The organism is Wolbachia endosymbiont (group A) of Barypeithes pellucidus, assembly GCF_964030885.1.
In the GTDB taxonomy this organism is placed as follows: Bacteria; Pseudomonadota; Alphaproteobacteria; order Rickettsiales; family Anaplasmataceae; genus Wolbachia.
Map to the genome: position 1 here is coordinate 1,292,728 of NZ_OZ034985.1, position 20,514 is coordinate 1,313,241.

21 protein-coding genes, 1 tRNA gene and 2 pseudogenes are annotated in these 20,514 nt (G+C 35.4%); 15 read left to right on the plus strand and 9 right to left on the minus strand.

Annotation, left to right across the window (positions count from 1 at the left end; all coding sequences use genetic code 11):
- The first annotated feature begins 315 nt into the window (after nt 1–315).
- Both ACQH1X_RS06565 and secF read left to right on the plus strand, forming a co-directional pair.
- The gene (locus ACQH1X_RS06565) at nt 316–2,349 is read left to right on the plus strand and encodes a heme lyase CcmF/NrfE family subunit (protein ID WP_425386060.1); all 2,034 of its coding nucleotides are present in this window, start codon (nt 316–318) and stop codon (nt 2,347–2,349) included.
- Nucleotides 2,350–2,406: 57 nt separating this feature from the next.
- On the plus strand, nt 2,407–3,282 hold the full coding sequence (gene secF, locus ACQH1X_RS06570) for a protein translocase subunit SecF (RefSeq protein ID WP_425386061.1): 876 nt from the start codon (nt 2,407–2,409) through the stop codon (nt 3,280–3,282).
- Nucleotides 3,283–3,288: 6 nt separating this feature from the next.
- On the opposite strand, the gene ACQH1X_RS06575 is transcribed toward secF, so the two are convergent.
- On the minus strand, nt 3,289–3,804 hold the full coding sequence (locus ACQH1X_RS06575) for a TIGR02281 family clan AA aspartic protease (protein ID WP_265035543.1): 516 nt from the start codon (nt 3,802–3,804) through the stop codon (nt 3,289–3,291).
- Nucleotides 3,805–3,913: 109 nt separating this feature from the next.
- On the opposite strand from ACQH1X_RS06575, the gene ACQH1X_RS06580 reads away from it, so the two are divergent.
- From ACQH1X_RS06580 to nusB, 4 genes are all read left to right on the plus strand, one after another.
- Nucleotides 3,914–4,138 carry a hypothetical protein gene (locus ACQH1X_RS06580; RefSeq protein ID WP_425386062.1) on the plus strand — a complete coding sequence of 75 codons (225 nt, stop codon included), beginning with the start codon at nt 3,914–3,916 and terminating at the stop codon, nt 4,136–4,138.
- A gap of 97 nt (nt 4,139–4,235) precedes the next feature.
- Nucleotides 4,236–5,927, plus strand: a complete 1,692-nt coding sequence (gene yidC, locus ACQH1X_RS06585; protein WP_425386063.1) for a membrane protein insertase YidC — start codon at nt 4,236–4,238, stop codon at nt 5,925–5,927.
- Complete coding sequence (locus ACQH1X_RS06590; protein WP_425386064.1) at nt 5,905–6,333, plus strand: 6,7-dimethyl-8-ribityllumazine synthase; 429 nt, start codon at nt 5,905–5,907, stop codon at nt 6,331–6,333. Before yidC ends, ACQH1X_RS06590 begins: the two co-directional genes overlap by 23 nt.
- Nucleotides 6,333–6,815, plus strand: coding sequence for a transcription antitermination factor NusB (gene nusB / locus ACQH1X_RS06595; protein WP_425386065.1), 483 nt, complete (start codon nt 6,333–6,335; stop codon nt 6,813–6,815). The genes ACQH1X_RS06590 and nusB overlap by 1 nt, the downstream gene beginning before the upstream one ends.
- A 234-nt stretch (nt 6,816–7,049) precedes the next feature.
- On the opposite strand, the gene dut is transcribed toward nusB, so the two are convergent.
- From dut to ACQH1X_RS06610, 3 genes are all read right to left on the minus strand, one after another.
- Entirely contained in the window at nt 7,050–7,511 is a 462-nt protein-coding gene (gene dut / locus ACQH1X_RS06600; protein ID WP_264688252.1) for a dUTP diphosphatase, read from the minus strand.
- A gap of 365 nt (nt 7,512–7,876) precedes the next feature.
- A complete protein-coding gene (locus tag ACQH1X_RS06605; protein ID WP_306794344.1) occupies nt 7,877–8,377 on the minus strand; it encodes an IS630 family transposase in 501 nt (166 codons plus the stop codon).
- Nucleotides 8,378–8,387: 10 nt separating this feature from the next.
- On the minus strand, nt 8,388–8,735 hold the full coding sequence (locus tag ACQH1X_RS06610; RefSeq protein WP_425385784.1) for an IS630 transposase-related protein: 348 nt from the start codon (nt 8,733–8,735) through the stop codon (nt 8,388–8,390).
- Between the two features lie 81 nt (nt 8,736–8,816).
- Between ACQH1X_RS06610 and ACQH1X_RS06615 the strand changes: the two genes are divergently transcribed.
- From ACQH1X_RS06615 to ACQH1X_RS06645, 7 genes and pseudogenes are all read left to right on the plus strand, one after another.
- On the plus strand, nt 8,817–8,969 hold the full coding sequence (locus ACQH1X_RS06615; RefSeq protein WP_425386066.1) for a hypothetical protein: 153 nt from the start codon (nt 8,817–8,819) through the stop codon (nt 8,967–8,969).
- A gap of 134 nt (nt 8,970–9,103) precedes the next feature.
- Nucleotides 9,104–9,956, plus strand: a pseudogene (locus ACQH1X_RS06620) (IS982 family transposase).
- Complete coding sequence (locus ACQH1X_RS06625) at nt 9,949–10,245, plus strand: hypothetical protein (protein WP_425386067.1); 297 nt, start codon at nt 9,949–9,951, stop codon at nt 10,243–10,245. Before ACQH1X_RS06620 ends, ACQH1X_RS06625 begins: the two are co-directional and overlap by 8 nt.
- Nucleotides 10,235–10,621: a hypothetical protein gene (locus ACQH1X_RS06630; protein ID WP_246433168.1), complete on the plus strand. Its 387-nt coding sequence runs from the start codon at nt 10,235–10,237 to the stop codon at nt 10,619–10,621. The genes ACQH1X_RS06625 and ACQH1X_RS06630 overlap by 11 nt, the downstream gene beginning before the upstream one ends.
- Before the next feature lie 26 nt (nt 10,622–10,647).
- Nucleotides 10,648–11,949, plus strand: a complete 1,302-nt coding sequence (ltrA, locus tag ACQH1X_RS06635) for a group II intron reverse transcriptase/maturase (protein WP_425385808.1) — start codon at nt 10,648–10,650, stop codon at nt 11,947–11,949.
- Nucleotides 11,950–11,960: 11 nt separating this feature from the next.
- A complete protein-coding gene (locus ACQH1X_RS06640) occupies nt 11,961–12,152 on the plus strand; it encodes a hypothetical protein (RefSeq protein WP_425386068.1) in 192 nt (63 codons plus the stop codon).
- Nucleotides 12,131–12,811, plus strand: a pseudogene (locus ACQH1X_RS06645) (ABC transporter ATP-binding protein); the annotation flags it as partial. The gene ACQH1X_RS06640 and the pseudogene ACQH1X_RS06645, both read left to right, overlap by 22 nt.
- A 12-nt stretch (nt 12,812–12,823) precedes the next feature.
- Here the strand turns inward: ACQH1X_RS06645 and lon are convergent.
- The 5 genes from lon to ACQH1X_RS06670 all read right to left on the minus strand — a co-directional run bounded on the left by lon (nt 12,824) and on the right by ACQH1X_RS06670 (nt 18,782).
- On the minus strand, nt 12,824–15,277 hold the full coding sequence (lon, locus tag ACQH1X_RS06650) for an endopeptidase La (protein ID WP_425386069.1): 2,454 nt from the start codon (nt 15,275–15,277) through the stop codon (nt 12,824–12,826).
- A gap of 15 nt (nt 15,278–15,292) precedes the next feature.
- Nucleotides 15,293–16,570: an ATP-dependent Clp protease ATP-binding subunit ClpX gene (gene clpX / locus ACQH1X_RS06655; RefSeq protein ID WP_265035398.1), complete on the minus strand. Its 1,278-nt coding sequence runs from the start codon at nt 16,568–16,570 to the stop codon at nt 15,293–15,295.
- A complete protein-coding gene (gene clpP, locus ACQH1X_RS06660) occupies nt 16,570–17,196 on the minus strand; it encodes an ATP-dependent Clp endopeptidase proteolytic subunit ClpP (RefSeq protein WP_425386070.1) in 627 nt (208 codons plus the stop codon). Before clpP ends, clpX begins: the two co-directional genes overlap by 1 nt.
- An 11-nt stretch (nt 17,197–17,207) precedes the next feature.
- Nucleotides 17,208–18,542 carry a trigger factor gene (gene tig, locus ACQH1X_RS06665; protein WP_265026637.1) on the minus strand — a complete coding sequence of 445 codons (1,335 nt, stop codon included), beginning with the start codon at nt 18,540–18,542 and terminating at the stop codon, nt 17,208–17,210.
- A gap of 158 nt (nt 18,543–18,700) precedes the next feature.
- Nucleotides 18,701–18,782: transfer RNA gene (locus ACQH1X_RS06670), tRNA-Leu, on the minus strand.
- Between the two features lie 140 nt (nt 18,783–18,922).
- Here ACQH1X_RS06670 and ACQH1X_RS06675 point away from each other — a divergent pair.
- Together ACQH1X_RS06675 and gshB are read left to right on the plus strand one after the other, a co-directional pair.
- Nucleotides 18,923–19,513, plus strand: coding sequence for a BON domain-containing protein (locus ACQH1X_RS06675; protein WP_096615995.1), 591 nt, complete (start codon nt 18,923–18,925; stop codon nt 19,511–19,513).
- 60 nt (nt 19,514–19,573) lie between these two features.
- Nucleotides 19,574–20,503, plus strand: a complete 930-nt coding sequence (gshB, locus tag ACQH1X_RS06680; protein WP_425386071.1) for a glutathione synthase — start codon at nt 19,574–19,576, stop codon at nt 20,501–20,503.
- Nucleotides 20,504–20,514 lie beyond the last annotated feature (11 nt).

The following is a 20,514-nucleotide window of genomic DNA, read 5'->3' on the forward strand; positions in this document are numbered from 1 at the left end:
ATCACTGCTTAAGGTGCTATGCAACAAAGCCATTCCAGTGTCAAGCACTGGAATGACACCCTCCTGGCGGAGGTTGCTCTCAAGTTGCAATGTTCGTACAGCTGTGGAATGAATCGCGGTATGACGGTTAAGTAAGGGATCTATGCTAAGAGATACCGCGGCGGTATGACGTACTGACTTGCACTAGCTATATCAGATGTAAATTCTAGCATCAATAGAAGATCTCAATTAAACCTGATAATTTATACTCCTGTATTAAAACTTTAACTTCCAACTCGTTATTAGTAATATTATTTATATAAACAACTATAATTTATGCCTGAACTTGGGAATATATTGCTATTGGTAGCCTGCTTATTGTCTTTGACATATTTGTTTTTACCGCTCAGTTCTTGTCGGTTTATTACCACTGCCATATTTTTTTGTGTATCAACATCAATGGCTATTTTGATTTACTGCCACATTACAAATGATTTCTCACTCGAAAACGTATATTACCACTCACACACAACAAAACCTTTGATCTATAAGATTTGTGGAGTTTGGGGAAATAAAGAAGGTTCTATGTTGCTTTGGACCTTAGTGCTCACCATGTATTTATTACTAATGGATATTTATATACCTTCTGTCATCCCAGTGCCCAGACACTGGGATCCAGAAAAAAATACACAGATTCCAGCGTCACGCGCTGCAGAACTAGCTTTTAAAAAAATCTCTCTAATCACTCATGGGCTGATTTGCTTTTGTTTTTTACTGTTCACTTTACTTGAATCCAGCCCCTTCACTAAAATGCCAAGCATTGAAACAGATGGATTGGGTTTTAATCCGATATTGCAAGATATAGGTCTTGCTATTCACCCACCAATATTATATTTGGGGTACCTTGGATTTAGTGTTCCTTTCTCGCTCTCTATAGCTGGATTAATTGCAAATACTGAAGGAAATGTTTGGGCTAAAATTGTTAGGCCCTGGGTACTTATTTCTTGGTCGCTACTTACTTTGGGTATAAGCTTAGGTAGCTGGTGGGCATATCGCGAACTTGGGTGGGGTGGATTTTGGTTTTGGGATCCAGTGGAAAACGTTTCTTTGATGCCGTGGCTGATTGCAGTAGCGCTGACACATTTGTTGCTCGTGGTGCGAAATTTCAATATTTTAAGGAATTTTGCTATTTTACTTACGCTTACAACTTTTATCTTGAGTGTGACTGGAACATTTCTAGTTCGCTCAGGAATACTTACCTCAGTGCACACGTTTGCAGATGACCCAAGGTATGGACTGTATATATTAGCTCTACTTGGTGTAATGACAGTCAGTAGCTTAGTAATATTTGTAGTGTTTACGAGAAAGAATCACACATCTGCGATGTCATTCCAATGCTTGACACTAAAATCCAGAAAGAAACTTGCTACTCAAGTGACAGAGGGTAGAAGATTCTTTTCACGCTTTACGATGATGCTGATGAACAATTTATTATTCATCACTGCCTTTTTCATCGTGTTCATTGGCACTTTATACCCTACAGTGCTTGAGTATTTAACTGGTGAATTAATTTCAGTTGGAGCACCATATTACAATTCCTTATTTAATCCTATTGCACTCACTATTCTAGTGCTCACCATGATAGGGCAATACTGTAGTTGGCAGGGAAATAGTCTATTGCCAATATTCCGTGAATATAGATTTTCATTTTGTAGTGCTGCAGCTACTTTGCCGTTTATCTTTCACACGGAGCTAATAATTGTGCTATCAATTACCATCTCCATAGCATTATTAGTCTTTATTTTAGAAGCATATAGTAAAAGAATTTGTTTATTTAAGGTAGCATTTGGTGAATCAATTTTATTAGCAAGAAGAGTTTCTAAATCCTACTATGCAATGATGCTTGCTCATGCTGGAGTGGCAATTCTAGTGCTTGGTATAGCTTATTCAGTTGGTTGGCAGGAGAAAAAAGAAGATTACCTAAAAATTGGAGATAGCATAACAGTCAATAAATTTAAAGTTACTTTACGAAATATTGAATTGATAAAAAAGGAAAATTTCCATGCAGTGAGAGGAACAATGGATATCAGGAATTTGTTGAATAACAAGATATTAGGTGAGATAACCCCTGAATGTAGATTTTACCTTGTGGAAGGTCAGAAAAATGTTGAAAGCAGTATCTACCACAATTTATTTTCTGATATTTATGTTGTAATTGGAGAGATTGATAAGAGTAAGAGCAAAATCGCAGCCAAAGTGTACTATAAACCTGGAATGTCTATAATCTGGTTTGGATCCTTCCTCATCGCTTTTGGCTCGCTCCTTGCCGCTTTTTCTTTTAGTGGACGAACGAGACTAATCACAGAATAAACTAGTGAATTTTTTAAAAAGTATATAAAATCCAAGTGATTACTTCAGATAAAAAACATGGCAGTTAGACTCATTCCAGATAACCTCAATATCAAGTTTAGTAAATATAGGGATTTGACTGCATTAATTAGCATTATTCTTATCATCTTTTCAATGCTCATTGTTGTGCTGCGTGGAGTGAACTTAGGCATAGACTTTGCAGGCGGAATTTTGATAGAGATAAAATCTTCAGATGAGAATCACTCTATTCTCGATGCATTAAAAGGAAATGGTTTTACAGTGCAGAGTTCAAAAGCGGGTGACAATTTAGTCATGCGTTTTAAAGATGAAGGAGATGAAAATAAAATCAAAAAGATAAAAAGCATACTAGAAGAAAAGCTGGGGAGCTCAATAAGCTATCGTAAAATAGACTATGTTGGCCCACAAATAAGCTCAACACAAATATTTGAAGGAATGTTATCCATGTTGATCGCGATTGTTGGAATATTTTTTTACGTTTGGTTTAGATTTAATTGGCAATGTGGATTCAGTGGAATAACAGCACTGATTCATGACGTGATTTTAACTGTTGGTTTTATTAGCCTAACTGGCATTGAGTTTAATATTTCATCAGTTGCAGCTCTCCTCACTGTCATTGGTTATTCAATCAATAACTCAGTAATTATATACGATCGGATTCGAGAGTATTGCAAGAGTGGTAAAAGTGGGCGGATGAGTGAGATAGTAGATGCAAGTATCAACGCTACATTATTTCGCACTATATTAACCTCGGGTACAACCCTTCTTGCTGCTCTTCCTTTGGCATTAATCTGCACAGATGCAGTGAAAGACTTCAGCTTGATCATTTTTTTTGGTATTTTGATTGGCACTTGTTCTGCAATATTTATTTCTGCTCCTATATTAACCTACAGAGCTTTGATAAGTAGATTATAGAAGTGTTTAGTCGCGGTATAATATCAACTTATTATCTCTTATAGTGAAATGAAAATACCTTAAAAAGCTCATTCCAAGTAGTGAATGAGACATAGAATGAGTGTTAACGCTTGCCTGTACATCATTAATCAAAAAGTTTCCTATTTTAACTTGAGGTATTTGAACCACTCCAGCTTTTATTTGACCTTTCGCAGTTTCATATATTTTAAAATCCTGAACATTTTGTAAGTTGATACCAACATGTAATGCGTCTTTTTGTGATAGAACAATATCGGTTGCTCCGGTATCAAGCAAAAACGTTATATTGCGATCATTGACTTGAGCCTGAATATAAAAGTGTCCATCATATGACTTCGTAAATTCGATACTTCCACTATTCTGACCACTATTTTGAATTCTTCCTTTATATGGTAAAAAAGTACTGAGAAATCTGTCGCTTAATTTGTCCCTTTGTGAATCAATAAGCATTGCAGTAGCGGCTATTATTAGTAACCAGATAACTAGATTTTTCACCGCGTTCATATCAGACCTCTTGCATAATCATTATTTGAGCAAAAAGTTAATAACGCACTTCCTGATGTCATTCCAGTGCTTGACACTGGAATCCAGTTTTCTGATAATTTCATCGAAAATGTTGTATAGTGCACAATCAATTTTGCTGGATCCCAGTGTCAAGCGCTGGGATGACACTTTTGTACTTGAGGTAAAACCGGCTAACACACTGTCTTCGAAAACAAACGTTTGTACAATTGTGCACGTGACACTGGAATCTAGAAAAAAAGAATCAGTGTTAGCTACTTGGGTTAAAAAGAGCAGTTTATCGTTAAAATTTGAAGCCATTACAATAAATTTTTAAGATTAGCGTTAAAAGTTATTATTAAAAATAAGTAAATTTCATTGTTTTAGTACAATATTTAATATACACTTTAAGAAGATATGTTTGATTTAATTTCATGTCAGAAGCAAAAAGTTTAATTTTGGCAGCTATCCTTTCCATGTTAATCATGGTATTTTGGCGTATTATTTATGATAATTTTTTTAGTGCAAACCAAAATCAGCCATTGATTGAACATATCGAATCTTTTAACGACCTTGATCCTATAATACACCAAAATCGTTCTGAAATTATTAATTCTACTCGAGAACAGAGGGTTAGTTTAATCAATAACATGATTAAAGGATCAATTTCTCTGAAAGGTGCAAGGTTTGATGACTTAATTTTAACTAATTACCACTTAGAACCGAATTCTTCTTCTCCACAGGTGGTGTTACTGTCACCTGCAGAATCAAAAGATGTATATTTCGCAGAATTTGGGTGGCTCGATCCGAATAACAAGATTAAAGTTCCAGATTCTAAGGCAGTCTGGCAGGCAGATAAATTCAATCAAAAAGAGGTCAATTTATTTTGGGATAATGAAAATGGCATTTTATTTAGAATGAAAATTAGCCTTGACGATAACTACATGTTTAAAGTTGAGCAAATTATTGAAAACAATACAAAAGATAATGTAGTTTTGGTTCCTTATGGTAGAATTAACCGTAAACGTGACAATATCAACGAATCTTATTGGATATCCCATGAAGGAGTACTGGGTGCATTTGATAATAAACTAGAGGAGTGGACATATAAGGATATTTCCAAAAAACATTTAATAAAAGCAAGCACGAGTGAAAAAAATTGGTTTGGTTTTGCTGATAAATACTGGCTTACAGCCATCATACCTGAGAAATCCGATAAAATAAATGTAAGCATTAAGCATACTAACGCTAATGATATTGATAAATTTCAAGTAGATTTTGTCAAACCTTATAAGAGCATACTTCCTGGCGCAAGTGTTTCTAATGTGAATTATTTTTTTGCTGGAGCAAAAAAGTTGAATTTACTGGATTCTTATAAGGATACTCTCAATATACCTTTGTTTGATAAAGCTGTAGATTTTGGTGTTCTTTATTTTATAACCAAGCCAGTGTTTTTACTGCTTGAATATTTTAACTTCGTTTTAAAAAATTTTGGCTTAGCAATATTATTGCTGACTTTAGTAATCAAACTTTTGATGCTTCCCTTATCTAATAGATCATATATTTCGATGTTCAAGGTGAAAAGCCTGCAGCCTGAATTAACTCGTATAAAAGAGTTGTATAAAAATGACAGCTTAAAGCAGCACAAAGAGACAATTGCGTTGTTCAAGAGAAACAATGTAAACCCAATGTCGAGCATTTTTCCCATGCTAATACAAATACCGGTATTTTTTGCTCTATATAAAGTATTGTTTGTTACTATAGAGATGAGGCATGCTCCTTTTTTTTTATGGATTAAGGATCTTTCAGCTCCTGACCCAACGAACATTTTTACATTATTTGGGTTGTTTAACTACAATTTCCCTATTTCTATAGGCATTTTGCCTATAATTTTTGGTATTACTATGATAATCCAGCAGAAGCTAAGTGAGAAAAGCAAAGATGACATTCAAGTAAATGTTATGAAGTTTTTACCTTACATTTCTGTCTTTATTTTTTCTTCTTTTCCTGCCGGCTTGGTAATATATTGGATATTTAGTAATATTATAACTCTAATTCAACAATCATTAATAAAGTTGTTTTTAACGAAAAAAGTGGTAGTGAATGTCGAAAATACTAATAGTTAATTCAATTTATTATGCTGAAATAGCAAACCTTTTGCTTGAAGGTGCAGTCGATAGATTAAAAGAAAGTCATGTAAGCTATGACATAATTGAAGTTCCTGGTGCATTCGAGATACCAGCTACAATTCTTTTTGCAGTCAAAAGCAAGAATGCTAATTATGACGGTTATTTAGCTCTTGGGTGCGTGATTCGCGGTGAAACTGATCATTATCAATACGTTTGTAAAGGGGTAATCGAAGGTTTAAATGAAGTTATTATGCATTATGCAATGCCCCTTGGTATGGGCATAATTACCGCTGACAGCAAAGATAAAGCACTAGTTAGAGCTGACAAAAACAAAAAGAACGTTGGTGGCCATGCAGCCTCAACTGTTTTGCGTATGATAGATTTATACAATAAATTAAAATAATGGAGGAAAAACCAGTAGATAAAAAGTGGCGCATAAAAAGAAGCACGGCAAGATTTCTTGCTGTACAAGTTGCTTATTCAAATATTTTCGTAGGTTACAACAAAAGCACTTTTAATTTGGAAAATTATGAGCTTAAGGACTACATAAGTAAGTTGAGAGATATATTTGAATGTGAAGAATTTGACCATCAGTTCTTAGAAAACTTGTTATATAAGGTTATAAAAAACAGTGAAGAATATGATAAAATAATAGAGTCTTACTTACACCCAAGCTGGTCCCTTTCACGGTTAAATCTTATAAGCTTATCTATTTTGCGTGTTGCAATATGTGAGTTAGCTAATTGTGATACGCCAGTTCCAGTTGTCATTAATGAATATACTAACATTGCATCTGATTTACTTGATAAACCAAGCGAAATTGGTTTTATTAATGGGTTATTGGACAAGGCAAAAGATGCAGTTAAATTAAATAAAAATCCTTAGCAATTATAGCCAGCAAACACAGGGTGTCATCCGAGTAGCTGACACATAGCTGTATGAACATTGCAATTTGCGTGGCAGGTGGTGTCATTCCAGTCTGGAATCCAGCCTTTTCATAATCATCAAAACGTTGTATTTTAACATAAAACGGCTGCTTTTATGCTTACCAACTTAGTAAAATTCCTGGATCCCAGTGTCAAGCACTGGGATGACACCATAGTCAAGCTTTCTCGTAAGTTACCTGCCACTTGAGCCAAAGCCCCCTGCATTGCGACCGGTTTCTTCTGTGCAGAATTCTTCTCTGTCATCCCAAATTACCTGAGATACAGGAGAAATAAGGATTTGTGCAATTCTATCTCCTCTTTTTATCTCATACGACTGATTACTTAGATTAATCAGGCAAATTTTAACCTCACCTCGATAATCAGAGTCTATAGTGCCCGGAGAATTTAAGACAGTGATTCCATGTTTTGCAGCAAGACCAGAACGTGGGCGGATTTGCCCCTCAAAACCGTTTGGTATTGCAATCACAATTCCAGTTGGAACAAGTAATCTCTCAAGTGGATTTAAAACAGCAGAGTCATTCAATGCAGCATAAAGATCCATACCAGCACTCTGCGTAGTTGCATAACATGGAAGAGACAAGTCTTCTCCGTGTGATAATCTTTTTATTTCTACTTTAATTTTACTTCTTTGCACTCCAATTTACCAACTATGAAGATTCAATTATAGCATGTAAATTGTATCTGCAAAAGTAATAAATGTTACATCGTAAATGATGTCATTCTAGTGCGTGACGCTAGGCCATAAAAATCCCTTGACACCCTTCACCAGCCCCCTTATCATGAAACTGAAGGTATTCAGTTATCTTCATCTGTGCAGATTAAACAGCAAGAAAACAACGTAGTTGGCGTCTTATTTTTAATTTTTTGCACTATGTGCACCTTATGTCTTCACAACATTTCTGGGTTTTTACCTATATAAGCTGAAACGCGCTTATAAGTCGTTTAAGACAGTATAGTACGCCAATTTGCAGGATTAGAGAGTGACAACTATAGTATTTTCTAAAATGAATGATAAATTTCCATTATGGTATTACCAACCAAAAGTTGTAAGTCTGTACATTTATACATTAGAGGTCTGAGGCGGCTTTTGATGGTATGCCAACAGTGTTCTATGGGATTCAAATCTGGTGAATATGTTGGAAGATACAGCACATGACAGCCAAAAGACTCTATTAATGATTTTGTTTTAGTGGTCTTATGAAATGTAGCATTATCCATAACTATGGTTGTGCCAAGTGGCAATTTAGGTAATAACATCTTCTCCAACCATATATTGAATACCTCTTTGTCACACCCACCTTTGAAAGTCATTGGTGCAATAAATCTCATTCCAATCCACCCGGCTACTATACTGATTCTCTCTCGAGTTCTCCCTGGAATATCTGCATAAATTTTCTTTCCTCTTGGAGCACGTCCATATTCTCGGTATAATTTATTATCAACTCCTGCTTCATCTATATATAAGATGCTGGAATGGTCTATTTTTGAGATTTTATCAATAAACTGCTGCCTATCTTCTTGATTGCGCTCTTGATATAGTGTGACTTTTTTTTAAAGTAATTTTTAGCTGTTTTAGTCTATACCAAATTGAATTTATTCCAAATCCAAGATTTTGTTTCATCTCTGCCAGAGTATGATCTGGATTCTTTGTAACATATTCTTCGAGTATTTTTGGGTCTATTTTTCGAATAAAGCTGCCGTTTTTAGATGGCTTGAGGCTTTCACCAGCAGCTTTCTTTTTTAACCAGCGGTACAAAGTTGCTATTCCTATCTCCAGAAGCTCTGCCACCTCAACCTTCTTCTTCCCTTTTCCTATCATCGATATTGCCTTTTCTCTTAAATCCACACTATACGCCATTATAACCCAAATACCTTATTATACCTTTATCATTTACTTTGGGAAATACTATACTTTGGTATTAGCGGAAATTATTGGTGTTTGAAACAATTTTACACATCAGTAAGAAAGCTAGCATTTAAATGGATAAATCGGCGTAGTCAGAAAAAGAGTATGACCTGGGAACAGTTTGTACACTACGTAGAAGTAAATCCATTACCAAAGCCAAAAATACATTTTTCTTTATATGCATAAGAGGGACGACTGTGAAAACTAATATTGATGAGCCGTGTGCGGGAAATCTGCAAGCACGGTTCTTTAGGGGGAGTTGTAGTAATAAAACTCAAACGAGAGGAGTAAAGCTACAGCTTCTACCGAACAATAAAAATATAACAGAATTATTTTGCCTGATCGACGATTTTTGCAATTCAGTTGACAAAAATTTTGCAGAAAAACTTCTACCAAGTGGCAAAAAACCAACCAGGACGCCAGAGATTACGCATTCAGAGATTTTTACCATAATATTGCTATATCAAGTGCGACAATTTTAAAATTTTCTATGTGCATTATTTGAAATTATTATACGAATCAGCGTTTCCAAAATTGCCATCCTATAGTAGGTTTATTAGGCTAAAATCGCGGGTTTTATGGTATTTAGCGCTCTTAATGCAATGGTTTTGCGAACAGTCAAAAGTGACAGGGATTTCGTACATAGATGCAACATCTATCGCTGTTTGCCATCCAAAAAGGACCTCAAGAAACAAAGTTTTCAAAGGGTTGGCAAAGATTGGAAAGACTACCTATGGGTGGTTTTTCGGTTTTAAACTACATCTAGTAATCAACGAAACTGGCGAAATTCAAGGGGTTACGGTGACAAAAGGCAACGTTGATGATAGAAAACCTGTGCCAAAATTAACTCAGAAATTGACTGGATTATTGTTTGGAGATAAAGGATATATCAAAAAAGATCTTTTTCACGAATTATTCGATAGAGGGTTAAAGCTTGTAACCAGTATAAAAAAGGGTATGAAAAACTCATTAATGGCGCTAAATGAGAAGATTTTGTTAAGAAAAAGATCGATTATTGAGACAGTTTTTGGCTCTCTGAAAAACAAATTTGAGATTGAGCATACTCGCCACAGATCACCGATAAATTTTTTGGTACACATTTTTTCTACGCTTGTTTCATATTCCATGCAGCCGAAAAAGCCCTGCATTTCTAAGCTTTACTTCGTTGGCTAATCCGCAACTGGGGTTTAATGTACATGGAGAGCTGGATGATTTTTTAAAAAATCTGTTATTTAGTATAAACCCAGGAATCGCATCAATGAAAGCGTCATTTTCATTTATTAATCGTGATTATGACATCGAGGATATGCCAAATGCAGGGCTTCTTACAAATGTGCGTGGTGAAGTTAAATTTGAGAGCGTATGCTTTGGTGCGCCAAGAAGTGCTTGGAGAACAGTTGGTGAAAATCCAACACAAACAAAGTCTAGCCAACAGTTTGGAACAGACCACTATGTTGCATGAGGTAACGAGTGTAATAGAGCTAGTGGGATGGACAATGCAGGGTACAACGAAAGTGAAGGGATTGAGTTCCGAAATACCTGAAGACATAGAGGTCGACATTTTCATGGCCATGGAAGACAGCATGAAGGATAACGTAAAGGCAAGTTATCACTCACTCTATCGGGATCTGAGACCGTGCCATGTATTGAAATGGACTTCAAGTGAACTTGGGAGATCCTATGCATTCCTACAAAGGTACGCTGGAACAAGTCAACAAAGGCAAGAACTAGCGGAAGATGCAGGGGAAGTCGGACTGATTGATAGTACTCAGAATGTGGGAAAGCCACGTACAAGGGGAAGCGATCAGCAATATAGTAACTGGAATAGGGATTGCTAGGCCAATACAACGGAGGTTGGAATAACATGCAAAATAAACTAAACCAGATAGCAGTAAGAGCAAAGCAAGATAAGCGACTAAAATTCACATCGTTAGTCCATCTGATAAATACAGAGAATCTTGCGAGATGTTATAAAGAACTGAAGCGTAACAAGGCTTGTGGAGTAGACCAGATAACAGTGGAATCATACGGAGAAAATCTGAATGAGAAACTCGAAGTGCTAGTAGAAAGTATGAAGAGGAAGCAATATCAACCACAACCAGTAAAGAGGGTATATATACCGAAAGCTGGAAGTAAAGAGAAACGCGGACTCGGAATACCATCGACCGAGGATAAATTAGTACAGATTATGCTGAAGAAGATATTAGAAAATATTTACGAGGCAAACTTTCTGGACAGCTCATATGGATTTCGACCTGGAAGAAACTGTCATCAAGCGGTAAATGCACTAGATAAAGCAGTTATGTACAAGCCAATAAACTACATTGTAGAAGTGGATATCAAGAAGTTCTACGATAATATACAGCATAAATGGCTAATGAGATGTCTAAGGGAACGAATAACTGACCCAAATTTGCTGTGGTTAGTAAAGCGGTTTCTCAAGGCAGGGATAGTCGAAGCTGGAAATTATGAAGCAACAAAACAAGGTACACCCCAAGGTGGTATAGTAAGTCCTGTATTAGCAAATATATACTTACATTATGTGTTGGATTTATGGATAGAAAAGAAATTTAAACCAAGATCCAGAGGATATATACAACTAATAAGGTTTTGCGACGATTTTGTGGTTTGTTGCGAAAGTAAGGTAGACGCGGAAGAATTTCTGGAATTACTGAAACAAAGGCTAAATAAATTTGGGTTGGAAGTATCTGAAAACAAGACCAGAGTAGTAAAGTTTGGCAAGAGGGAGTGGCAACAAGCGATAAGAGAGAAACGAAGGACGGAAAGTTTCAATTTTCTGGGGTTTACGCACTATGGTGCAAAAAGTCGTCGTGGTAGATTAATAATGGGACATAAAACCTCAAAGTTAAATCTAGCCAGAAAACTAAAAGAAATCAAGGAGTGGTTGAAAATAGTCCGCGGAAGTATTCGACTTAAAGATTGGTGGCAAGTACTGAAGGCTAAATTAACAGGACACTATAACTACTTTGGTATTAGCGGAAATTATTGGTGTTTGAAACAATTTTACACATCAGTAAGAAAGCTAGCATTTAAATGGATAAATCGGCGTAGTCAGAAAAAGAGTATGACCTGGGAACAGTTTGTACACTACGTAGAAGTAAATCCATTACCAAAGCCAAAAATACATTTTTCTTTATATGCATAAGAGGGACGACTGTGAAAACTAATATTGATGAGCCGTGTGCGGGAAATCTGCAAGCACGGTTCTTTAGGGGGAGTTGTAGTAATAAAACTCAAACGAGAGGAGTAAAGCTACAGCTTCTACCGAACCGTATAGTGGGAGTAAAACCGATGTGCTCCATAATTTCAATTTACATGTTCAATCCGGTCAGAGAATCGGCATTGTAGGCGTTTCTGGTGCAGGAAAAACAACTATCATTAAGTGTTTGCTCAGGTATTTTGATGTGCAAAGTGGACAAATCCTTATCGATGACCAAAATATCACCAATGTTACACAAGAATCTTTGCGGGCAAATATATCAGTAATTCCGCAAGATATTACTATGTTTCATAGAACTATCTTGGAAAATTTACAGCTTGCTAAACATGATGCAAGCTTTGATGAAGTTGTTGAAGCATGTAAAAAAGCGAGGGTCCATGATAATATTATACAAATGACCAACGGGTATCATTCTATTGTAGGCGAGAGGGGTGTTAAAGTAAGTGGCGGACAGAGACAACGTATTGCAATTGCCAGAGCTATTTTAAAAGATGCTCCTATATTAATTCTGGATGAAGCAACTTCTGCACTTGATACTCCAACAGAACAGTTAATACAAGAATCACTAAATGAAGTACTTGAAACAAGCAATGCTACAACTATCGTTATTGCCCATCGTTTATCTACACTTTTGCATATGGATCGTATTTTGGTTCTTGATCAAGGCAAGATTGTGGAAGATGGCACGCATCAGGAACTTCTTAATAAAAACGGAATGTATAAAACCCTATGGAATGCGCAAGTTGGTGGATTTTTGCCGGATAAAAGAGAAATGGAGATTGTATAATATCTTCTTAATCTAATGCTTTAATGTTTCCGACATAGGAAAAGTATCATCTTTATTTTCTATAGAGGAAGGCACACTATTTTGATTATTATCACCATCAATTGGAGTAGTAGGGTGCATTAAAGCAACTTTCATAACTTCATCAATATTCTTAGCAAAAACTACGTTGATCCCCTCTTTGATGCTTGCCGGAATCTCTTGCATATCTTTCTCATTTTCACTTGGTATAATCACAGTTTTTATTGATCCTCTGAGCGCTGCAAGCAATTTTTCTCTCAAGCCCCCAATAGCTAAAACTCTACCACGCAATGTCACTTCGCCTGTCATAGCAACATTTTTGTTAACTGGTATATTTGTCATAAGAGAAACAATAGACGTACATACCGCGCCGCCAGCAGAAGGGCCATCTTTTGGTACAGCACCCTCAGGTACATGCAAATGTATATCATTATTTTGGAATTTTTCGGGCTTTATACCAAAAAATAAACAATTTGATCGAATATAACTATACGCAGCTTTTATAGATTCTTGCATAACCTCTCCAAGCTTTCCTGTGTATTTTATTTCTCCCTTGCCCGGAATTAGGACTGATTCTATCATCAAAATATCACCACCTGTTTCAGTATAGGCAAGCCCAGTTACTATTCCCACCAAACTCTCATTTTCTGCAATACCAAAGGTATATTTACGTACCCCTAAATAATCTTGTAAATTGTCAACTCCTACGGATATTTTCTTATTTTTATCAGTCAATATTTCTTTAACTGCCTTTCTCATGAGCTTTGCAAGCTCCCTTTCCATACTCCGCACACCACTTTCACGTGTATATAAACGTATCAACTCGTATAACGCCTCATTAGTTATGTCCCATTCCTTCTGATACAAACCATGCTCCTTCTTTAACTTCGGAATAAGGTGGTGTGTAGCAATACTGATTTTTTCATCTTCAGTATACCCGGACAATTGTATAATTTCCATCCTATCACGCAAAGGATGTGGCAAATTTAAGCTGTTTGCCGTAGCTACAAACATTACACTTGAAAGATCAAACTCAACTTCCAAGTAATGATCCGTAAAGTGTTTATTGTGCTCAGTATCTAAAACCTCAAGTAATGCAGATGCAGGATCGCCACGCGAATCAGAACCCATCTTATCTATTTCATCAAGCAGAAAAAGCGGGTTGCATGAATTAGCTTTTTTCATGTGTTGAATGATTTTACCAGGCATTGAGCCAATATAAGTTTTCCTATGCCCTCGTATCTCGGACTCATCACGCACACCACCAAGAGCTATGCGAACAAAATCTCTTCCTACTGCTCTTGCCATAGACTTAGCTAAAGAAGTTTTACCAACACCTGGCGGTCCAACTAAGCAAAGTATAGGACCTTTTATCTCTTTTACTCTTTTTAATACTGCTAAAAATTCTATTATTCTATCTTTTACTTTCTCTATGCCATAATGATTTTCATCTAAGATTTTTTTAGCTGCATTTAAGTTAATTTTTGCATCTTTGTACTTTCCCCACGGCAAATCAAGTAACCAATGCAAGTAACTAGATATAACTGTAGCTTCAGGAGAAATGGGATTCATTTTCTTGTATCTCTTCAAATCAGTTATAGCTTTCTCTCTTGCTTCCTGAGAAAGCTTTGTTTCATTTATCTTTTTTTCAAATTCATTGAGTATATTCCCTTCATCACCATTCTCAAATTCGCCTAATTCTTTCTGTATAGCTTTCAATTGCTCGTTAAGGTAGTAAACTTTCTGAGTGCTTTCAACTTGCGATTTAATTGTCTTATATAAACGGTTTTGTGTGTTCAAAATACTTATTTCTCTCTCAATAAAAGCAAAAGCTTTTTTTAAACGCTCTTTTGGGTCATAAGCCTCAAGTATGCTTTGTTTATCCGATACTTTTATATTTAAATGTGAAGCTACCGTGTCTACAAGTTGATCAACTTCTTTGATTTGATCAATGGGGTTAATGGCAACTTCAGGCTGATTTTTCTTGTTTAGCTTACACCAGCTATCGAACGCGTCTATAACAGATCGCCTTAAAGCTTCTAAGTCAATATTGTCTTCATCTTCTTTATAATGATTGTCTAACTCTACCCTGGCTTGTAATAAAGTATGAGAGCTAATATATTCTACAACTCTTCCCCTTCTTATCCCCCGGATTATAACTTTTACTGCATTGTCAGGCAATTTTATTAATGGTTGTATAATGTTTGCTAACACACCTACTTCATAAAGATCTTCTGGCTCTGGATTATCAACAGAGCCATCTTTCTGTGCTACAAGAAAAATCTCATTTTGGTGACTACTACTACTTATTGCATACTCTAGTGCATTAACAGATTTTTCTCTGCCTATGAATAAAGGCACCATTATATTTGGAAAAATTACTACATCTCTTAAAGGTAATACTGACAATGCAGCAAAACCAGAGCTCACAGCACGTTCAATGTTCATAATATATGCCTCAAATTAATCATTAACCGTTATAACATTGCCATTATTATTATGATTAACCGTTGCTTTTCCTAACTCTACCATTTTCTTAGTGATTACTATAGTGCTACCTTCAAAGCCTCCGTTTCCAGATGTATACATAATGTCAAGCAAAAGTGACTCTAAAATAGCACGTAACATTCTTGCACCTGTTTTATAACTTATAGCCTTTTTAGCAATAGCTGATATTGCTTCATCTGAAAACTCAAGGTTTACTTTGCTAAACGCAAGCAATGCTTTGTACTGTTTTATTAGCGCATTTCTTGGTTCTGTCAAAACATGTATTAAATCTTCATGATCCAGCTCATCTAAAACAGCAGTTATTGGAACCCGCCCTACAAATTCGGGTATTAAACCGAATTTGATTAAATCTTCAGGTTGAACATCATGTAAAGCATTTTTTTTCTTTTGCTCTTTAGACTGACTTATATCTGCTCCAAAGCCAACTGATGTTCCCTTTTTTCTCGCTTCAATAATTTTATCGAGGCCTTCAAAAGCTCCTCCACAAATAAACAGTATGTTACTAGTATCCACTTGTATAAACTCTTGTTGTGGATGTTTTCGCCCTCCTTGTGGCGGAACATAAGCAACTGTACCCTCCATAATCTTAAGCAGAGCTTGCTGGACCCCCTCACCTGAAACGTCACGGGTTATTGAAGTGCTTTCAGATTTTCTTGTGATCTTGTCTATTTCATCTATAAACACTATACCACGCTGTGCTTTTGCAACGTCATAATTTGCAGCTTGTAATAAACGCGACAACACGCTTTCTACATCATCACCCACATAACCTGCCTCAGTTAAAGTTGTCGCATCAGCCATAGCAAATGGCACATCTGAAACTTTAGCAAGTGTTTTGGCCAGCAAAGTCTTACCAGAACCAGTGGGACCAATAAGCATTATATTTGACTTCTCGATTTCAATATCACTTATAGCATGAAATTGTGCCATGGATTGACAATGGTTATACATAGCTACAGATAAGACATGTTGCGCATGTTCTTGACCTACAACATGCTTGCTAAGAAAATTTTTTATATCCTCAGGTTTCTTTAGTAATAGCTTCATATCAGATATACGATCTGAATTAAAAGATCTATCTTTCTTTTGACTTATTGCTTTATGGGATAATTCTATGCACTCATTACAAATAAACACCTTTAAACCATCCGAAGAGTTAGTAATCAATTTATCTACTTCATCTTGCGCCTTGTTGCAAAAAGAACAGTAGTGTAAATCATTATTGTTATCCATTAACCCACCTTTTGTTTAATTTTAGTATTTTCAATTTCAATATCTGTACGCTCAGCTATCACCTTGTCAATTAAGCCAATTTTCCTTGCTTCTTCAGGATCCATGAACTTATCTCTTTCCATCATTCCTTCAATTTTCTTCAGTGAATTTCCAGTATGTTTTTCATAAATTTGATTTAGTTTTTTCTTAACCCGCAAAATCTCATTAGCATGTATTTCTATATCAGTTGCTTGACCATGATAACCACCAGATGGCTGATGTATCATAATTCTTGAATGAGGTAGAGAGTAGCGCTTACCTTTTGTACCAGCTGCAAGCAATAAAGAACCCATAGATGCAGCTTGACCTATACATAAAGTTGAAACGTCTGGGTTTATATACTGCATTGTATCGTAGATCGACAAACCAGCAGTTACAACACCACCTGGTGAGTTGATGTACATACAAATGTCTTTATCGGGATTTTCCGATTCTAAAAATAAAAGCTGTGCTACTATTACGCTAGCCATGTTGTCCTCAATAGGACCTGTTACGAAAATTATTCTTTCTTTCACTAGTCTTGAATATATGTCATAAGCGCGCTCACCGCGACTAGTTTGTTCAACTACAATTGGTATAAGAGTCATACCTTTTCCTATTAAATATTACCAAACAATTCCTTTAATTCTTTCACAGAAATAATCTGCTCTTCTTTACTAACTTTTTCTATTATATAATCTGTCACTTTATACTCAAGCGCTTGCCCTCTAACTAATTCTTGAAATTGTTTATTTGATTCAAAATGCTTAAGTACTCTGTCAAACGGTACATCCTTACTGACATATTGATTTACAATAACATTCAAAACATCATTTTGAGTTAATGATATTTTATGTTCTGCACTAAATTTCATAAATAACATAGCAAGCTTTACACGTTTTTCAGCTTCTTTACGAGAATCATTTTGAGCACCCAGTTCTCCTTCCATTCTTTGTTGCTCCTGTTTTACTATGTCTGTGGGTAAATCAAAACTATAATTAGCATCCAAATAATCAAACAGCTCCTTTTTAATTAAGAGATTTCTCATTTCGGTACACTGATCACCAATCATTTTTTTTGCATGATTTATTAGCAAAGAATAATCTTTAAAACCAATACTCTTAGCTATTTCATCATCATTTTCAAAATCTTTGGCAATTTGAATCTCATTAACTCGCACAGAAAAATCAGCTTCCTGTCCTGCAAGGGAAATGGCTTGGTAATTTTCAGGAAATTTCAACTTAAAGTCCTTTGTTTCTCCCTTTTTCATACCAGTTAATTGATCTTCAAAACCATTAATAAATGTGCCAGACCCTAAATTAACGGCAAAATTTTTGCTACTTCCACCTTGAAAGAGCTTATTCCTAATCCGCCCTTCAAAATCAATTATCAATTTATCCCCATCTTTCGCTTGATAAGAAGCATCATCAACAGAGGCAAAATTGGGGAATTTTGTTTTGATAGAATCAATAAATTCTTTTATATCTTCCTCTTCAATCTTTGCCTCAATTTTCTTTAAGTTTATTTTGTCAAGATCTATCGCCGGTACTTCAGGCATCGACTCAAAAGATAGCTTGTATACAAAATTGCCCTCCTCATTTTCTTTGCCCAGATCTGGTAATGATATAACATCAACCTTAGGATAAATGTGAGACTTGACTTCAATTTTTTTCATCAAATCACTTGAGCAATAATCAATTGTATTATTTATCACATATTCCAAAGCTTCGTTTTTATAATTTGCAACAACAAGGTCATAGGGCATCTTTCCAGCCCTAAATCCAGGTAATTTTGCATTTTCTGCTATCTCCTGCAACCTGGAATCTACCTTTTGTTTTATATAATCACTACTAACTGTGATTTCATACTCATGCTTTAGTTTATCTATACTAAGCTCTTTGTAGGTATATACGCTACTTACTTCGACTGTATTTTGAGGTATATTATTAGACATCACAATTCATTTATTAATATTTTAATTCATATCTTAATAGAGTCATTTTACCAGAATTTAAGTTAAACACAATCCTTAAGAACAGGTTTTTATACAAACAAAAGTGTATTTAGTGATTATAAATTTTCCCTTAAAACCTAAGTTACATGACTTTAAAGTGCGGATAGAGGGACTTGAACCCCCACGAGCAAGCTCACCAGGACCTAAACCTGGCACGTCTACCAATTCCGCCATATCCGCAAGAAATTTTCAGTACCCTATTATAGATATTCCATTAAAAATATTCAAGGTTTAAAGTCTTACTTAATTTATGGTATTTACACAATCAAAAAAGCTTATTAACATTTCTTAATGAAAGCTCTAAACCCTGAAAATCAATAATGAGATTAATAACAAGCTTCTTACTCGCAATTTTTTTGATTACACAAAGTGGTTGCACAACCCTTATAATAGGTGGTGTGGTGGCGACAGCAACAGCAATAACAATGCAGGATAAATCCTTGGGAAATATCATTGATGATACGACTATGGTCATCAGAATTAATAAGGGACTCTTAAAGCATGGACTATTTTCATCCATAAAGGTTAAAGTAAGTGAAGGAAGAGTATTGCTCATTGGAAGTGTTGACACTCCTGAAAAACAACTTACAGCAGAAAAAATAGCTTGGCAGCAAAAAGAAATTAAAGAAGTGATAAATGAAATAAGAGTAATACCAATTCAAATGGCTTCCATGCTAGACACTACTGTAGATGGCATGATAACAGCGGAAATAAGAACAAGACTTCTGGGGAAAAGAAATATTAAATCAATTAATTATAGCGTTAATACGGTTGATAGAGTTGTTTATTTGATGGGCATAGCCCAAAATAAAGCGGAATTAAAAGCTGTAATATCAATTGCAAGAAAAGTAAAGGGAGTAAAACAAGTTGTGAGTTATGTACGATATAGGTACAGTAAGTTACGCCATTAGGCAAAAATCGCTTTCAAATTATAACATTTGTACAATTGTGATAATAGGTAGAGAACATAAATGAAAGTTGCCTTTCAGATGGATGAAAATATAAATTTTGAAACTGACACTACATTCGTGCTAATAAAGGAAGCACAAAGGAGGGGGCATGAGGTTTTTGTCTATGCTCCTAACAATTTAGCACTAAAGCTAAACCATCCAATTGCTTTAGCCCAGAAAGTTACAGTTGATAATTGTGGATTCATTTCTAAAGAAGATATGGCAATCAACTTGAATGAAATGAACATCGTATTTATCAGACAGGATCCACCCTTTGATATGCGTTATATTACAACAACATATATCTTAGAAAAAACTAGCGCATTGGTAATTAACAATCCAACAGAAATAAGAAATTGTCCTGAAAAATTGATAACTTCATTATTTCCAGAGTTAATTCCGCCGACTTTGATTACTGAAAATATATCAATGATTAGAGATTTTTACCGCAACTATAAAGATATTATTCTGAAGCCATTGTATAGTTATGGAGGAAACGATGTGATAAGAATACAAGACGAGAATAGTATTCAAGTAGTAGTGGATCTCATGATAGCAAAATATGAATGTCCTGTAATTGCGCAATCATTTTGTAAAAACATAGATAAAGATAAAAGAATATTGCTACTTTATGGTCAACCAATTGGTGTAATGAAACGAGTTCCAAAGATTAGTGGAGAGATTAGGACAAATGTGCGGCTAGGAGCAAGTTTTGAGCCCGCTCAAATGAACGATAGGGACAATGAAATATGTAACAAAATTGGTCCTGAATTAAAGAAAAGAGGGCTAATATTTGTTGGTATTGATATTATAGATGACTTCCTGCTCGAAATTAACACAACTTCACCCACGGGAGTAGTTCATATCAATAAATTGTATAATATATCGCTAGAAAAAGATCTTTGGGACGTGTTTGAAGAAAAAGCAAGCAGCCATCAACTAAACCTGTGAACAATTACCTT

Coding starts and splice junctions, on each gene's coding strand:
- lon (WP_425386069.1), bottom strand. CDS start 15,277: ATGAACATTGAACGTGCTGTGAGCTCTGGTTTTGCTGCATTGTCAGTA.
- yidC (WP_425386063.1), top strand. CDS start 4,236: ATGTCAGAAGCAAAAAGTTTAATTTTGGCAGCTATCCTTTCCATGTTA.
- gshB (WP_425386071.1), top strand. CDS start 19,574: ATGAAAGTTGCCTTTCAGATGGATGAAAATATAAATTTTGAAACTGAC.
- ACQH1X_RS06590 (WP_425386064.1), top strand. CDS start 5,905: ATGTCGAAAATACTAATAGTTAATTCAATTTATTATGCTGAAATAGCA.
- secF (WP_425386061.1), top strand. CDS start 2,407: ATGGCAGTTAGACTCATTCCAGATAACCTCAATATCAAGTTTAGTAAA.
- ACQH1X_RS06565 (WP_425386060.1), top strand. CDS start 316: ATGCCTGAACTTGGGAATATATTGCTATTGGTAGCCTGCTTATTGTCT.
- ACQH1X_RS06575 (WP_265035543.1), bottom strand. CDS start 3,804: ATGAACGCGGTGAAAAATCTAGTTATCTGGTTACTAATAATAGCCGCT.
- clpP (WP_425386070.1), bottom strand. CDS start 17,196: ATGACTCTTATACCAATTGTAGTTGAACAAACTAGTCGCGGTGAGCGC.
- ACQH1X_RS06630 (WP_246433168.1), top strand. CDS start 10,235: ATGTTGCATGAGGTAACGAGTGTAATAGAGCTAGTGGGATGGACAATG.
- nusB (WP_425386065.1), top strand. CDS start 6,333: ATGGAGGAAAAACCAGTAGATAAAAAGTGGCGCATAAAAAGAAGCACG.
- ACQH1X_RS06580 (WP_425386062.1), top strand. CDS start 3,914: ATGTTGTATAGTGCACAATCAATTTTGCTGGATCCCAGTGTCAAGCGC.
- clpX (WP_265035398.1), bottom strand. CDS start 16,570: ATGGATAACAATAATGATTTACACTACTGTTCTTTTTGCAACAAGGCG.
- ltrA (WP_425385808.1), top strand. CDS start 10,648: ATGCAAAATAAACTAAACCAGATAGCAGTAAGAGCAAAGCAAGATAAG.
- tig (WP_265026637.1), bottom strand. CDS start 18,542: ATGTCTAATAATATACCTCAAAATACAGTCGAAGTAAGTAGCGTATAT.
- ACQH1X_RS06675 (WP_096615995.1), top strand. CDS start 18,923: ATGAGATTAATAACAAGCTTCTTACTCGCAATTTTTTTGATTACACAA.
- ACQH1X_RS06610 (WP_425385784.1), bottom strand. CDS start 8,735: ATGGCGTATAGTGTGGATTTAAGAGAAAAGGCAATATCGATGATAGGA.